The organism is Rhizobium etli CFN 42 (genome assembly GCF_000092045.1).
Taxonomy (GTDB): domain Bacteria; phylum Pseudomonadota; class Alphaproteobacteria; order Rhizobiales; family Rhizobiaceae; genus Rhizobium; species Rhizobium etli.
Genome location: NC_004041.2, coordinates 226523 through 241286 on the forward strand (window position 1 = coordinate 226523; position 14764 = coordinate 241286).

Here is a 14764-nt window from a genome sequence, read left to right on the forward strand (position 1 = left end):
CGTACTACACAGAAAAGGGCTTTGAGGTATTCGTCGAGCTTGGTATCGGCGAAAAAATTGGCTTTGCGGAACCAGCCGGATGTCCTAAAGCGCCGGCGTGTCTGGTTCGACGGCCAACTGATCTCGATCCAGAACAGCTGATCTTCATCGACGAAAGTGTGCTGCAGAGGCACGGAAGGAGTTCAGTATGAGCTAACCCCGTAACGTGAAGCTGCGTGAATGATGGAGGATGGCCCTCCGGGATCGGCTTTCAGGAGCGGGTCTCAAACCAGTCCGAACTGCTGCGATAAAGAGCCGTGGTGGCTGGGGCTTACTTTCCGCCGCCGGTGCGCGTCGTCTCCATTCCAAAGAAGACCGGAGGCGAAAGGGTTTTGGGTGTGCCGACGGTCAGTGATCGGATCGCGCAGATGGTGGTCAAGCAGATGATTGAGCCGGATTTAGGGCCGCTCTTCTTGCGAGACTCCTATGGCTACAGGCCGATGAAGTCGGCTTTGGATGCCGTTGGGGTAACGCGTCAGCGGTGCTGGAAGTACGATTGGGTTCTGGAATTCGACATCAAAGGGCTGTTCGACAATCTTCCGCATGATCTCTTTCATCGAAACCCCATTTTGTCGTCGAACGCTCGTTGCGTGATCGCCCTTGATGAGAAACCCTTTTAGCCAGTTCCAACGCCGCGGCCGGACATGGGGCAACCATTGCCCGATTGACCCCAGTCTCCAACTTAAGTGGCTCAGCTCTCTTCAATGAGGCCACAGCTAGCAAGGGCAGAGACGAAATCGTGAACGTCGCATTTGGTGACGTCATACCGTTCTGATTTAAGCTCGCTCAGTATCCTTGGTAGTGTATACTCGCCGTCCAGTTTCGAAACCAAACCGGCGACCCAAGGCGGAGGAGATTGGATGATCTTTCTTGATTTCTGGGATTCCTTCCCGATCCAGATACTCCCGTCGTCGGCTACAAACACCTGATGAGAACGCTTTAATAACGGCTTAAAGTAGTGCACGAGCGACCTCACTCGGTACGAGGGGCGACATCGCACCTGAATTTGCAGCCGGGACAGACACACGTCGCCCTTGTTGCAGTTTGACGTCTTCTTCGCCAATGGCAGAACCGCGGTGGACGGTCCGAAACATAACGCCGTTCATGCTCTTTTCCTCCTCTTCGAGCCTTTCATTTGGCCCAACCCATCGCTGGCGATTTTCCAGCTTGTCAAGAAGTATAAGGCGGCTTCGGGAGGCCCATACGGTCGTATGAAGCCCCACTTCACCATTACGGTCGACTCGGCGCCCATTGCTGATAAACAAAACTCCAATCTCTCGGCATGTGGTAGATCCAAAAATCGTGCCAGCTGCAAAAAGAGCCTAGGAAAAGTTTTCCTATTTGCTCGGAGCCTAAATGCAACTGCATCAACAGCGCCCGAACAATATCGCGTCGCGTTTCAACAAATCGGCAGCGCCGCATGCGCGCCAATCAACCGCAGACGAGGGAGAAAACTCCGAGCAGCTCCGGCAGTGTTCTGGTAAGCGCGTCGCCGTTTTCCGCAAAGCGGCGCACAACGGCAGCGCCTATGCAGTCCGCCCCGCCATGACAAGCGCAATTCGCGCGGTGGAGTGCTCGGCAGGAGGGAAGAGTTCGGCTCGTGGCGTCCCGGGCATGGCGGGTGCGCCTACCCCGGTTATTAAACGATCTCCAGCCACCGTCGACGGTCACCACAGACCCGGTGACGCTTGCGCGCTGGCGAGAAAGCGCACCGCTCGGGCAATTTCGTCTGGACGCGCCACGCGACCCATTGGCACCCGGCTGCGCACCGCGGTGAGGTCTATCTTGCCCGCGCGTTCAAGTTCCGAAACCATCGGCATGCGCACGTAAAAGTTCCCTGACCAACGTTGACGATCTCGAGGCTGAATCCTGATCGATCAAGTCTCACTTTCATCCTCTTGAAGGAATGCAGTCTTCCTAAATGCGTAGACGGGGTCATCGGGACATGATGCTCCGATCGGCTGCCGGTGGCCGAACTGCTCAGTCTCGGATGCCGCGGCCAAGATCTGCTCCTCGACTAGATCATAGACCACCGTCCGTTCGGCAATTCTCCAATCCCCTCCCTTTTTCAGGAACAGATCGCAATAGCGGCCGCAGATCAGGGCCTGACTTAGCGTTCCGGCCTTGTCCGGTGCGCGTTGCAGTGCGGCGAAGTAACTTTCGACGGCGGCTTTTTCCGGGCTGCTGAACTCAATCAGAATGTTCGTGATTTGATGGATGTTGCGCGGTCCCGTCTTGAAGACACCAAGGGCGAACTCGATGAAGCCCTCGGCCGAACCGGGATAGGTCCCGTGATTGTCACGTGCATCGGGCCAGTAGGAACTGCGCAGCGCCCTTTCATCGGCGCGGTCTATCCCGCGGCAATACCGATAGAGGCAGTCGCGGAGCGCCTCGCGGTCGAGCAATTCGGTAATTTTTTTTTGTGTTTCATCGCTTGTCGCACATCTGATATCGGGGCGCTTACCCATCCAGTGACGCAGCCAGCTTTCAACTGCTCGGCTGACGTAAGGAAAAACCCTCCCTCTGCTTAGGCATGCATGTAAACAACTGCCCTTAGAAGTAGACACCAATGGGAGAGCTGCGGGTAAGGTGTTTGGACAGCGACGGCGCCGTCATGCACCAGTTGCGTTGCGTTTCAACCCCCACAATGTTGGTTGAACAAAAGGCGATCGAGCAACGCATCCGAAACGCAATCTATCTCCAGCGCACGTTCAGGGCAGGATCGAGCGCCTCGCGACGCGAACAGTTCGTCCCTCTCCTCGACATCGATTGCACCGGGCAGTATGTATCCCTCGTCGTCAAGATTGAATATTTCGGGCGCTTGGGCCCAGCATCTTGCATGACCTTGGCATTTGGAAGTGTGCACTATGACGCGCATACGGTACTCCATGTCTTTCCTCCTCTCAATTATCAGGACCAGTCCAGGATCAGATTCTCCATTCCAAACACGTGGCCCCCATAGGTGATGGGCGCCGTACCATCCTTGATACGGAAGTCAGGGATGCGCGACAGCCACTCCTCCAGGCCGATGATGATCTCTCGCCGGGCAAGGTGTGATCCAAGACAGCGATGGGGACCGTACGCAAAAGCGGTGTGGCGATTGTCTTCTCGTGCCAAATCGATCGTGTTCGGATTTTCGAATTCCACCGGATCACGATTGGCAATCATCGTGGCGCAGGAAATGTAGTCACCCTTACGGATCGGCGCGCCTTCGAAATTGATATCTTTCGTCGCCACACGGATCATCTGCACGGTCGAATAGGCGCGAAGCAGTTCTTCGGCTGCGAGCACAATTCGATCCGGTTTGCTCCGCAGCAATTCCTGTTCTGTCGGATTGCGCGCGAGATAGGCCAGGTCAAAGCCGATCGCCGTTGCCACGGTGTCCAGTCCCGCGACGAATAGAAGCACGCCTATTCCATGGATTTCCTGGTCTCTCAACAGGCGGCCGTCGACCTTTGCCTGCACGACGAAGGTCATGAAATCGTCGGCCGGTTCTTTGCGGCGCATCGCTGCAAGTTCATCGATGAACGCCAAAATTGTTCGGGCGGCTGCGGTTCGTCTGATGCCGTCGCCGTGGAGCAGGTCCTTCCCCCAGCCCACGAATGTATTGAGGCGCTCATCGGATAAGCCGAGCAAACGGAGGAAGATACTAACCGCAAAAGGAAAGGCGAAGTCCGTCAAGATGTCGCAGCTTGTGCTCGACGCGGAAATCTTGGAAATCAACGCAATCGCCCGATCACGGACCGCCGGTTCAAGCTCCATTATCCGCCTGGGCGAAAGCAGCGGATTGAGAAGTGAGCGAAACACGCTGTGAGCCGGGGGGTCGAGTTCAAGCGGGATCAGCGGCCAGTTTTCGCCAAGCGCCGAGGCGAAAAGGCTCCGATGGCTGGAAAAGGTTCCGGTGTCCTGCAGCAATTTGCGTTGGTCCTGAGCGCGAACGATGACCCAGGTACCTCGGCCATCGCGCGTATTGCAGGGAGAATAAAAGATTCTCGGTCCATTATGGAGGCAAGCGACAGCTGCGTGCGGATCCCCATTTGGCATGCGCTCCATGCCGGGCGACGTGAACAGGCTGAAGTCCTTCACCATTTCGGGAGGGACATGTTCTGGAACCCTAATGGTAGCCACTGCTTTTCTCCTGTCATCAAAGCCCCTTCGCCGAGAACGAATTCTCCTCGGAGAGGGAGCGAGCAAAATCGTTGAGCGCCAGATTTCCAATCTCAGCAGCGCGAGGCGCCAATGACATGCGATGCAGCGATCAGATCGCCGTGCGGCTCGAAATCCACGCTGCTTTGTTGGCCGAAGTCGAAATTTCTTGGATGCCTCGCCCGCCCTTCCGGTCGACATCGGATTTTCACGGGTACCTCTCTTCCGGTAAATGCGTTCTGAGCACAGATGCATTTTGATTTCCTCCGCTCCATGGCGGTCACCAAAGAAACCGGCCGACAGTCCTTGCCGCCCCGCAAGAAGAACTTCAAAGTTCATGCCAATTTGATTGATTTGGCCGGAAAGAAATTTTTCAATTGCCTTTCAGCGCTTTGGCTCAAGGCAGAACTAAAGATTGGCTGATCAAGGCCGTGTCGCGTATCTAACAAAACCCGACATCAGGTGCCGGATGCCATCTATTCAGGTGCGACTTTTTTCCAGCCACCACAGCCGGGGGCCAGAGACAGCGCGACGAGTAACGAATGTCCTGATGTACTGCGATGCAGTGGGATAGCTTGAGGGTGGGTAGCTTTGAATTGTGGCATCGAGCTAGCGGCGGAATTCCGGGAACAGCTCGAAGCGTGCTACTCCTTTGTCCTGAATGTCAGTTCTACCAGCCCGACGACACCACCCTAAGAGTCGGCGGCAATCTGCCGATTGGGTGTTGCCTGACAGCAATGGGTATGGTGGCCTACCGTCCGCCGAGACGGAAGGCGATGGCCGCAGAAAGCCCGCTCAAGCGGCGGGCCGAAAATGCCGTCCGAAACAAATCCACAAACTGCCCTGCCTGGCACGGCAAGAGCGTGGGTACGGAGATTTGATCTGGATCAAATCGCAATCCCGATGAAATTGATAGCCATCAAAGACGCGCTGGAAGAAATAGGGATAGCCGAAGTCGCAACGGCCGCGTGGTCGTCTCGGGCATGTCCGGCATAGGCGGTTTTCGAAGGGATCAGGACATGGACGTCGCACGCAGTGAGGTTCTCGTGATTGGCACTTCCGTCGCTTGCCGTTCCTGCCAGGCGCGGCACGGCGTCGTTTGCGGCGCCTTGTCGGCTGGCCAGCTTAGCGAACTTGGCCGCCACTCGCTGCGCCGCAAGGTCGACGCAGGCTGCGAGATCATTGCACAAGGATCGGAAAACTCTTTCTATTCGAACATCACGCGCGGCGTGGTGAAGCTCTGCAAGGTGATGTCGGACGGGCGCCAGCAGATCGTTGGCCTGCAATTCGCCCCCGATTTCGTCGGCCGCCCCTTCGTGCGCGAAAGCACGCTGTCGGCCGAGGCCGCGACCGATGCGGAGATCTGCGTGTTCCCCCGCAATTTGCTCGAACGCATGATATTGGAGACTAGGGAATTGCAGCGTAGCCTGCACGCTCAGGCGCTGAACGAGCTGGATGCCGCGCGCGAATGGATGCTGACGCTCGGCCGGCGGACCGCCGAGGAGAAGGTCGCAAGCCTGCTCCACCTCATTACCGCCCACGCCGAGACGGCGACGAGCACTGCCTTCGATCTGCCGCTATCGCGTGCCGAGATTGCCGACTTTCTCGGGCTGACGATCGAAACCGTCAGCCGCCAGTTGACCCGGCTTCGCAAAGAGGGCGTCATCCGCATCGAGAACATCCGGCATATCACCGTGCCCGACATGGATGCGCTCGCAAAGAAAATCAGCGGGTAATTACCACCCGCGTATTGGAAAGGCCAGCCTGGCGCGCCAGCGTAAAGAACTAGGCGGCATTGTCGGGATGCAGACGGACGTGCCGGGCGCTACCACATCGAGCATTCCGGGCGAGAAAACTTCTAGTCCCGGAGCCGCCGGCTTGCAGCTCGGGATAGCCGCCGGGCAGGTGGGTGGCGTCGCCATCGGCGCCGGGCGCCCAGCAGGTCGCCAGCGAGCTGAGCGGTGAGCGGTGAGAGGAACAAAATATCAGCTCCGCGGCGACGTCAGCCGAGCAACAAATGCTCGTAGGCCAAAGGCTACATAGCGCGACCCGGGTGCCGGTCGGCATCAGCCGATCGATATTGGCGGCTGCGAGCTCTTCACGCCCCCAACCTGCGGATATCCGCCATCGTCGTCTTCTGTGACGAAATTATCGGAGCCGTTTGCGTTTCACCATTTTTCGATGCGCGGTCCGAGCCTGGCGCCCCCTTTTTGTCGGACCTCAAACTTTCTTGTGCAGTTTCAAACAAGAAAACGTGCGCGGGTAGACATACGCACGAGCAGAACCTCAAACCCCGTGACCCGCGCCTTCCCGCCGCGACCGGACTGGCGGGCAGTATGCTAAGGTTCTAAAAGGCGGCAGAGAAACCTTGATCGAGATGCGGTCGGAAGTAGCCGAAACAGCGCCCGGCCGTCAGCGCGGCACAACGGCTTCACAATTCGCTCGCCCGCACGAGCAGCGCACGAGTGCGGCGACGAAGGCCCTGTGCTGACCGCAAGTCCATCTCCTTCAGGCCAAATGGCATGACGCTTGCTTGCCCTGGCGTGTGGGCCGAGGTCGGATTCGTGTTAGCCGTGACTGAGAGGCCGCAAATAAATTTTCCTAGAGGAGCTTCATTGATGACCATGGAAAAGCAGGTCCCTATTGTCACCTTTCGCACGCGGGTTCGCGACGAGTCTATATCCGGTCCCAACCCCTACCGCTGGGAAGACAAGACGACCGACGACTATTTCAGCGGTAAGCGGGTAATCCTTTTTTCGCTGCCGGGCGCCTTCACGCCAATCTGCTCCACCTTCCAACTGCCTGATTTCGAAAGTCTTTATGTCGAGTTTAAGAAGAATGGCATTGACGACATCTACTGTCTCTCCGTCAACGATGCCTTCGTCATGAATGCTTGGGGCAAGTCTCAGGGGTTGAAAAATGTCAAGCTTATCCCGGACGGTTCGGGAGAATTCACTCGGAAAATGGGTATGCTCGTCGCCAAGGACAATCTCGGTTTCGGTCTGCGCTCCTGGCGCTACGCTGCCGTGATCAATAATGGCGTCGTGGAGGGGTGGTTCGAGGAAGAAGGCTTTGGCGACAACTGCGCAACCGATCCGTATGGCGTTTCTTCGCCGCAAAACATTTTGAAATGCCTTAAGGCCCCAGCCTTCGTATGAGCATTGAAGCCAACGACCAGCAGCTACGACTTGTCGTGCACACCTGCGCCGAACGATAGGAGTTTTGCTCGAACCATGAAGTCCTTTACAAGCCTTCATCAGCGTCAGCAGCAATCGCTGGTTATTACGCCCCAGCTCATCGCGTCTATTCGCTTGCTGCAGCTGGCGCACACCGAACTGAATCAGTTCGTGGAACAGGAAATCGAGAAGAACCCATTTCTCGACCTGGCGTCGAATGACGGCGGGGCTTCTGGCGTATCGCCAACTGCGGCGGATGATCCAAATATCAGCGCACGCGAAGACCACGTTGATGGACCGGCCAGGACGGACATGCCTGAGCTGTCTAGTCCCTGGAAATCAATCCGTGACACAGGCAACCTTTCGCCGGGGGAAAGGCCTTCCCTGGATGAGTTCGCCGCCTCAACTGAGACATTGCACGAACATGTCGCCCATCAGATCGCCCTCACTGCCTTCACACCCCAGGAGCGGCTGATTGCTGGCGCGCTTGCCGACCATCTGGATGACACTGGGTATCTGCAAGTGAACCTTCTGGAGCTAGCAGAGAGGCTAAATAGCCCTGAGGCTGGAGTGAAGCGGGTTCTTGAGGCTTTGCAGCTATTTGACCCGCCGGGCATATTTGCGCGAAGTCTGGGCGAATGCCTCGAGATTCAGTTGCGCCAACGAGACCGGTTCGACCCGGCCATGGCAGCTCTGGTCGCAAATCTCGAGTTGCTTGCGCGACGCGATTTTCGAGCACTGAAGCGACGTTGCCGGGTCGATGAAGACGACCTTCTCGATATGTTGAACGAAATTCGTGCACTTGACCCAAAGCCTGGAAACCAGTTCCAGTCCGCAAGGTCGGAATCCATCATACCCGACGTCTTCGTCCTACCCTCGCCGGGAGGCGGATGGCACGTCGAGCTTAATCGGGAGATTTTGCCCAAGGTACTGATCAACCAAACCTATTTTGCGCAAGTTACTCGCCTAACCGCCCAAAGCTCGAAAGATCAGTCATTCCTCAACGAATGCTTCCAGAGCGCGAGCTGGTTGGTTCGGAGTCTCGATCAGCGCGCCACGACGATCCTTAAGGTGGCGACCGAAATCGTGCGCCACCAGGATGTCTTTTTGGAAGATGGCATTGCTCATCTTCGCCCTCTCAATCTTAAGACCATCGCTGACGCGATCGACATGCACGAGTCCACTGTAAGTCGGGTAACGTCGAACAAATACATTCTCACGCCCCGCGGCGTGTTCGAGCTCAAGTATTTTTTCACCGTCGCGATCCCGTCCTCACAAGGCGGTGACGCGCACTCGGCCGAAGCTGTGCGCCATCAGATAAGGGCACTTATTGCCGCAGAGACGCTCCATGATGTGCTGTCCGACGATGGCATCGTTGCCAAGCTCAAGGAAACAGGCGTCGACATTGCTCGCCGCACAGTCGCCAAATATCGCGAGGCGATGAACATCCCCTCGTCCGCGCAACGCCGGCGGGAGAAACGGTTTGTACTGGCGGCCGCGGAGGGATAAGTCCTTTGTACCGTAGGTGATGCCCTTTTCCCAAAAACCGCGGAACTGAGGCACATGTGACATTGTGCCTAGTCCTCTCCATGGAGGATCGACTTCATATGGGCTGGCGACCGCAGCCTCGTCACGGGAGCTTCAAAAGTTGTTCCGGCCGCTTAAGCTAACGTTCTAGAAAAGATTAGATGTCTGTTCCATAGCCCAAGCGCTTAGGGGCTAAGCGGTTAATCACGAAACTCGTGCAGAATTTTTATGTCGCGCAAGCGACAAATCTAGAAGCAGTTGTCGCCTCCCATTCATTTTCGCCGAACCGCTGGGATTTCGGTGCGGCGGCAACGAGAGCCTCAACCGAAAATGATAGACGGAGATACGCGGGCAGACGTTCTGGAGTTGGCGCGCTTTCGAGATCTCCGATGTTCGACGACGCAGGAATACAACACGCGGGCTGATCGAACTCTTGGCCTTCCTTACCGCTTGGCACGACGCATGCACGGTAATCCGAAAATGCGCCATCGAACAAAAAGGAATCATCCCATGATCAAGCTCACAGAGAATGCCGCCGCCATCATGAACGTAACGCTTTCCCGAGCCGAGCAGGCGGAAGGCTTTCGCATCGCGGTCGAGGCAGGTGGATGCGCCGGCTACAAATACCTGGTGGGGCTAGAAAGCGTCCAGGGCGAGGGCGACGCGGTGATCGAAACAAATGGGGTCAAGGTGTTCGTTGACGCAGACTCCCAAGCACACATCAACGGCATGACGATCGACTTCGTGACGGGACCAGAAACCTCCGGTTTTGTCTTCGACAATCCCAATGCGCACCAGAACTGCACTTGCGGCAAATCCTTCGGCTGATCACCGAGAAAGCGAGAGAGCCATGCGGAATTATTGCGAAAAGGTCATGGTTTCCTTTTTCAATCCGAAGAACGACGGCGTGCAGGAAAATCCCCTCAGCGAGACCGCGGCAGTTTCCTACGGTAGAGGGCCTGAATTGATAATTGGAGTCGATCCAACGGTGGGAGCGTTTCTGGTGACGCCGTCGTCCCTGCGTTCCAACCCAGCGACCGCCTTCTCGCCAGCGCTGGCCGAACTCATAACCCTAAAGCCCGCCGAAGCGCCTCAAACCGTCCGTCAGGAGACAGCAGGCTTTTTAAGCGGTTTGCTGCCGGAGAAAAAGGTCTGCTCATCAACGGATTATCCTGAGGCAGCAAAATTTTTTGGCGGGCATCCGGGCCAGGATTCCAAAGGAGACGCTCCCTCTGCAAGCAGTTCCGCGCCGAGGAAAGGTGAGCGAAGACGCGTGCGTGTCAAGAGGCTTGATTTCATGACCAAGTCGCTCACTTCGCTAGATCTGGCAGTAGACGGACGACACTCGTTCAAGCCGTCGAAGACGTGTCAGCGGTTTATACAGTACTGGTCGTCGAAAGCCTCGCTCCGGCAGAGGAGGACGATCAGACCGTCACAACAGAAATCTGAGGCCTGGAGAAATTGGCAGGGTCGAAATCGATGTTGTAGCCGGCAATCGCGTAGGACAGGGTCTAAAAATCGCCGCAGCCTGCAACAGTTCAGTTCTCAGCGACAAGCTAAGCTGGCGACCCATCTAGTTAAGCAGCCGCGGCGAATCCAACCGTTGGAAAAGGCGCGAGCGCACAACGTTCTTCCCTTCCTACTGATGGCGGCGATGCGACGTTATCGATGCCAACAAGATCGCGTGACGCGCCATCGCACGACTCCACCCCGCGCTGCTTGCCCGAGGTTAGCAAACAACAGCATGTGCAAGACGCCGCAGCATTGTCACCGCTTCCCCTCAGTCGAGATCCACCCATGAGAGCGATCTATCTCGACAATAATGCAACGACCAGAGTCGATCCTGAAGTGGTTGAAGCCATGCTGCCGTTCTTTGCGGATCAGTTTGGAAACCCTTCGTCGACGCACGCTTTTGGCTCCTCCATCCGCGAGGCGGTGAGGAAGGCGCGCCGGCAATTGCAAGCGCTGATCGGCGCCGAGTTCGATCATGAGATCGTGTTCACCTCGGGGGGGACGGAAAGCGACAATGCGGCGATCCTTTCGGCGCTGGAGGTGATGCCTGAGCGCACAGAGATCGTGACTTCCGCAGTCGAGCATTCAGCGGTGCTGACACTCTGCGGCCATCTGGAGAAGACGCGCGGCATTAAGGTACACAGGATCCCAGTGGATCGACATGGACGTCTCGATCTTGACGCCTATGAGACCGCCCTCACTCATCGTGTAGCGATTGCTTCGATCATGTGGGCGAACAACGAGACGGGAACCATTTTCCCGGTCGCTAAGCTTGCCGAGATGGCCAAGAGAATCGGTGCACTTTTCCACACCGACGCGGTCCAGGCGGTCGGCAAGGTTCCAATGGACCTCCAACCTACTGCAATCGACATGCTTTCGTTGTCCGGACACAAATTCCATGGACCAAAAGGCATTGGTGCACTCTATCTCAGGCGGGGCTTATCTTTCTCCTCACTGATCAAGGGAGGTCATCAGGAGCGCGACCGACGCGCAGGGACAGAAAATACGGCCGGGATTGTCGGTTTAGGCAAGGCTGCCGAACTCGCCCTGAAATCAATAGACGACGAGAGCACCCGATTAAAGTCGCTCCGAGATCGATTGGAGAACGGCATTGTCCAGCGTGTTCCAGGCGCCTTCGTAACCGGCGATAGGCTTAAGAGGTTGCCGAACACGGCGAACATCGCCTTTCAACGTGTCGAAGGAGACAGTATGCTCCTTCTTCTCAACCGCTATGGCATCGCCTGCTCTTCCGGCTCTGCTTGCTCCTCCGGTTCGCTGGAGCCGAGCCATGTCTTGAGGGCAATGGATATCCCTCATGCTATGGCGCACGGAACAATCCGCTTCTCGTTCTCGCGCGATAACTGTGACGAGGATGTCGACCGGGTGCTCGAAGTTTTACCGGGCATCGTTGAAAGGCTCCGGAGCCAATCCCGTTCCGGCCACGTGGCCGACACGAGCAGCCGGGTTCGTTCAGGGGAGTAGGAGCAGGCACGCTCATGAAACGGCAATTCCTTTTCACCGATACGACCTGCATGACGGCACCGGCATCGTATGAACGATCAGGTAAAAGCCGGGGCTCTCAGTCACATAGATCGCCGGTTCACCGCCCATGCGTGTTCATGGAGGGGGCCCAGCGCCATATCATCTTAATCAATCTCTCGACACCATCGGTGGATCGCATCCGACCATCAGCCTATGCCGACTCCAGTTGCAACGCGACTGCCTTGCGCCTAGCCGCGTCGAACCACGCATTCCGTACGTTGCAGCTTAAGCTACGGGAGAACGATCTCGCGATCACCGCTCACGACCAGGGGGAATCTTATGTGCCGTTGCTCCGCTGACAGCAGTCCCGTCGATGTCAAAGACATCCTCAATCGGCTGAAATCTCTCTCGGCTGCGGAGGAGTTCTTCGAAGCCCTAGGGGTCCCCTATGACCCGAAGGTTCTCGATGTCTCACGACTCCATATCATGAAGCGTATGGGCCAATACCTCGCGGCAGAGGACTTCTCCCATCTCCCAGACCGGGTAATCGCTGCTCGTGCCCGTGCCATACTGGAAAGGGCCTACTGTGATTTCGCGACCTCCGCGCCGCTCTCGCACCGGGTCTTCAAGGTGCTCAAGGACCACAATCCGAACAGACCTGTCACACCCGGCCGCACCGTTGTCCCGTTAGACTCTTTCCTGAAGCCGTTCGAAAAGAAGTGAGCACGGTTGCGACACGACAATGTCGGGAAGCTTACAATTCAGTCATATGCTAGCAACGTCGGAATCGAAGCCATTTCAATGTGATAGAGAACGCCAAACGGTTGGCACGAATGATGCACGCAAGCATGTGTACTGACAAGCCCGCCACCCATAGAGGGAGGGAGTAAGAAACCGCCATGCACATAGTTATCTGTATCAAACAGGTACCGGACTCCGCACAAATACGAGTGCATCCGGTGACGAACACAATCATGCGTCAGGGGGTGCCAACCATCATCAACCCCTATGATCTGTTCGCCCTTGAAGAGGCGCTCCAGTTGCGCGACCGCCATGGCGGCGAGGTGACCGTGCTCACCATGGGGCCGCCCATGGCAGAGGACGCGTTGCGCAAGGCGCTCACCTACGGCGCCGACCGCGCCGTACTCTTGACCGACCGTCATTTTGCCGGCTCCGACACTCTGGCGACCTCGTTTGCTCTTTCGCGAGCCATCGCGAAGATCGGAGAGGCCTTCGGTACGCCCGATATCGTCTTTACGGGCAAACAGACCATCGACGGCGATACCGCCCAGGTTGGGCCTGGCATCGCCAAGCGCCTCGACCTCCTGCAGCTCACCTACGTTGCCAAAATCGTCTCTGTCGACATCAATGGGCGCGAGATTACGGTGGAGCGCCGCTCGGAAGGGGGCACGCAGACGCTGATGAGCAAGCTCCCTTGCCTAATTACAATGCTCGAAGGCACAAACGAAATCCGCCGCGGCTCGCTCGATGACGCGCTACGGGCCGCGCGCAGCCAGATCGTGAAGTGGAATGCGGCCGACGCTGGCATAGAGGACCTCACCAAGTGCGGCCTGCGTGGCTCGCCAACCGTCGTTAAGAGGGTCTTTGCCCCTCCTGAGCGGGCGGAAAAGGCGGAGCAGATCGACACCGCGGAAAAAACACCGCGCGATCTCGCGGAGGAGTTGATCGCTGGGATCTTTTTGCGCCAGCCGGCGCTCGAAAGCGAACTCGCCTTTGACGGCGAATGAAGGCAAGGAGCGACGATGTTGAGCACGAATCGAGAGAGCCCTCCTCCAGCCGCTGGCCGTGCCGCCATGAAGAAAGAGCTGCCCGATCAGTTTAAGGACCATCGGCACGTTTGGGTCTTCATCGAGCTGGAGCGCGATCAGGTGCATCCCGTCTCCTTCGAGCTGCTCGGCGAAGGCCGCAAGCTCGCCGACAAGCTGGGCGTCCAGCTTGCCGGCGTCGTTCTCGGACCACCGGGAGAGGCCACGTGGTTTGCCATCGCCGAGGCTTTTGCTTATGGCGCCGACCTGGCCTACCTCGTCGAGGCCCCACTGCTCGCCGACTACCGAAATGAGCCTTTCACCAAAGCATTGACGGATCTGGTTACTAACTACAAACCGGAAATCCTTCTTTTAGGGGCAACGACGCTCGGGCGCGACCTTGCCGGTTCCGTGGCGACGACCTTGTTGACAGGGCTCACGGCGGATTGCACCGAACTTGATGTGGATGCGGACGGCTCGCTTGCGGCGACCCGGCCGACTTTCGGCGGCTCCTTGCTTTGCACGATCTACACGCTCAACTGCCGGCCGCAGATGGCAACGGTCCGGCCGAGGGTCATGGCCATGCCTCCGCGCGGGAATAATAAGATCGGACGCGTCATTCAACACAAAGTGTCGATGATCGAGGAAGAGATCGTCACTAAGGTCCTCGGTTTCTTGTCCGATGGCCAGTCGGCGACGGCGAATCTCGCCTATGCGGACGTCGTGGTTGCTGGAGGCCTCGGTCTCGGCGCGGTGGAGAACGTGAAGCTTATGAAGAAACTCGCGCGGACGATCGGGGCCGATTATGGCTGTTCGCGCCCCCTCGTCCAAAAGGGCTGGATGCCTGCTGATCGGCAGATCGGCCAAACTGGCAAAACTATCCGGCCGAAGCTTTACATAGCAGCCGGCATTTCCGGCGCCATCCAGCATCGCGTTGGCGTCGAGGGAGCTGATCTTATTTTAGCCATTAACACCGATCCTAACGCGCCGATTTTTGATTTCGCCCACCTCGGCGTCGTCACCGATGCGATCCGTTTACTGCCGTCATTAACGGAACTCTTCACCCATCGACTGTCGCCGCACAGTCGCGATAAGCTTGCAAACTGAGGGCGCCCC

The 14764-nt window shown here is 57.3% G+C and carries 13 protein-coding genes and 4 pseudogenes; 11 read left to right on the top strand and 6 right to left on the bottom strand.

The window, feature by feature from the left end:
• Nucleotides 1–66: 66 nt before the first annotated feature.
• Nucleotides 67–164: pseudogene (locus RHE_RS35185) on the top strand (IS630 family transposase); the annotation flags it as partial.
• A gap of 138 nt (nt 165–302) precedes the next feature.
• Nucleotides 303–590 (top strand): annotated as a pseudogene (locus RHE_RS30445) (reverse transcriptase domain-containing protein); the annotation flags it as partial.
• A 140-nt stretch (nt 591–730) separates the two neighbouring features.
• Here the strand turns inward: RHE_RS30445 and RHE_RS35045 are convergent.
• The 5 genes and pseudogenes from RHE_RS35045 to RHE_RS30465 form a co-directional block, all read right to left on the bottom strand.
• Nucleotides 731–1066 (bottom strand): RNA-binding protein, encoded by a 336-nt coding sequence (locus RHE_RS35045; RefSeq protein WP_011053424.1) that lies wholly within the window; start codon nt 1064–1066, stop codon nt 731–733.
• 455 nt (nt 1067–1521) lie between these two features.
• A pseudogene (locus RHE_RS34765) lies at nt 1522–1868 on the bottom strand (SDR family oxidoreductase); the annotation flags it as partial.
• Nucleotides 1869–1916: 48 nt separating this feature from the next.
• Nucleotides 1917–2507 carry a nuclear transport factor 2 family protein gene (locus RHE_RS30455; protein WP_011053426.1) on the bottom strand — a complete coding sequence of 197 codons (591 nt, stop codon included), beginning with the start codon at nt 2505–2507 and terminating at the stop codon, nt 1917–1919.
• 167 nt (nt 2508–2674) lie between these two features.
• Nucleotides 2675–2929 carry a ferredoxin gene (locus RHE_RS30460; protein WP_004678571.1) on the bottom strand — a complete coding sequence of 85 codons (255 nt, stop codon included), beginning with the start codon at nt 2927–2929 and terminating at the stop codon, nt 2675–2677.
• A gap of 20 nt (nt 2930–2949) precedes the next feature.
• Nucleotides 2950–4128 (bottom strand): cytochrome P450, encoded by a 1179-nt coding sequence (locus RHE_RS30465; protein WP_042120111.1) that lies wholly within the window; start codon nt 4126–4128, stop codon nt 2950–2952.
• A gap of 306 nt (nt 4129–4434) precedes the next feature.
• On the opposite strand from RHE_RS30465, the gene RHE_RS33990 reads away from it, so the two are divergent.
• Nucleotides 4435–4608 carry a hypothetical protein gene (locus RHE_RS33990; RefSeq protein ID WP_010009909.1) on the top strand — a complete coding sequence of 58 codons (174 nt, stop codon included), beginning with the start codon at nt 4435–4437 and terminating at the stop codon, nt 4606–4608.
• A 596-nt stretch (nt 4609–5204) separates the two neighbouring features.
• The gene (locus tag RHE_RS30470; protein ID WP_011053428.1) at nt 5205–5921 is read left to right on the top strand and encodes a Crp/Fnr family transcriptional regulator; all 717 of its coding nucleotides are present in this window, start codon (nt 5205–5207) and stop codon (nt 5919–5921) included.
• Here the strand turns inward: RHE_RS30470 and RHE_RS33995 are convergent.
• Nucleotides 5911–6000: pseudogene (locus RHE_RS33995) on the bottom strand (L,D-transpeptidase); the annotation flags it as partial. The gene RHE_RS30470 and the pseudogene RHE_RS33995 sit on opposite strands and share 11 nt — an antisense overlap.
• A gap of 803 nt (nt 6001–6803) precedes the next feature.
• Between RHE_RS33995 and RHE_RS30475 the strand changes: the two are divergent.
• From RHE_RS30475 to RHE_RS30505, 7 genes are all read left to right on the top strand, one after another.
• Complete coding sequence (locus tag RHE_RS30475; RefSeq protein ID WP_004678566.1) at nt 6804–7343, top strand: peroxiredoxin; 540 nt, start codon at nt 6804–6806, stop codon at nt 7341–7343.
• Nucleotides 7344–7418: 75 nt separating this feature from the next.
• Nucleotides 7419–8870 (top strand): RNA polymerase factor sigma-54, encoded by a 1452-nt coding sequence (gene rpoN, locus RHE_RS30480; RefSeq protein ID WP_011053429.1) that lies wholly within the window; start codon nt 7419–7421, stop codon nt 8868–8870.
• 528 nt (nt 8871–9398) lie between these two features.
• Nucleotides 9399–9716 (top strand): HesB/IscA family protein, encoded by a 318-nt coding sequence (locus tag RHE_RS30485; protein ID WP_004678546.1) that lies wholly within the window; start codon nt 9399–9401, stop codon nt 9714–9716.
• 969 nt (nt 9717–10685) lie between these two features.
• A complete protein-coding gene (nifS, locus tag RHE_RS30490; RefSeq protein WP_004678544.1) occupies nt 10686–11882 on the top strand; it encodes a cysteine desulfurase NifS in 1197 nt (398 codons plus the stop codon).
• 339 nt (nt 11883–12221) lie between these two features.
• The gene (gene nifW / locus RHE_RS30495) at nt 12222–12605 is read left to right on the top strand and encodes a nitrogenase stabilizing/protective protein NifW (RefSeq protein ID WP_004678534.1); all 384 of its coding nucleotides are present in this window, start codon (nt 12222–12224) and stop codon (nt 12603–12605) included.
• Between the two features lie 176 nt (nt 12606–12781).
• Nucleotides 12782–13630 carry an electron transfer flavoprotein subunit beta/FixA family protein gene (locus RHE_RS30500; protein ID WP_004678528.1) on the top strand — a complete coding sequence of 283 codons (849 nt, stop codon included), beginning with the start codon at nt 12782–12784 and terminating at the stop codon, nt 13628–13630.
• 15 nt (nt 13631–13645) lie between these two features.
• Nucleotides 13646–14755, top strand: a complete 1110-nt coding sequence (locus RHE_RS30505) for an electron transfer flavoprotein subunit alpha/FixB family protein (RefSeq protein WP_004678527.1) — start codon at nt 13646–13648, stop codon at nt 14753–14755.
• Nucleotides 14756–14764 lie beyond the last annotated feature (9 nt).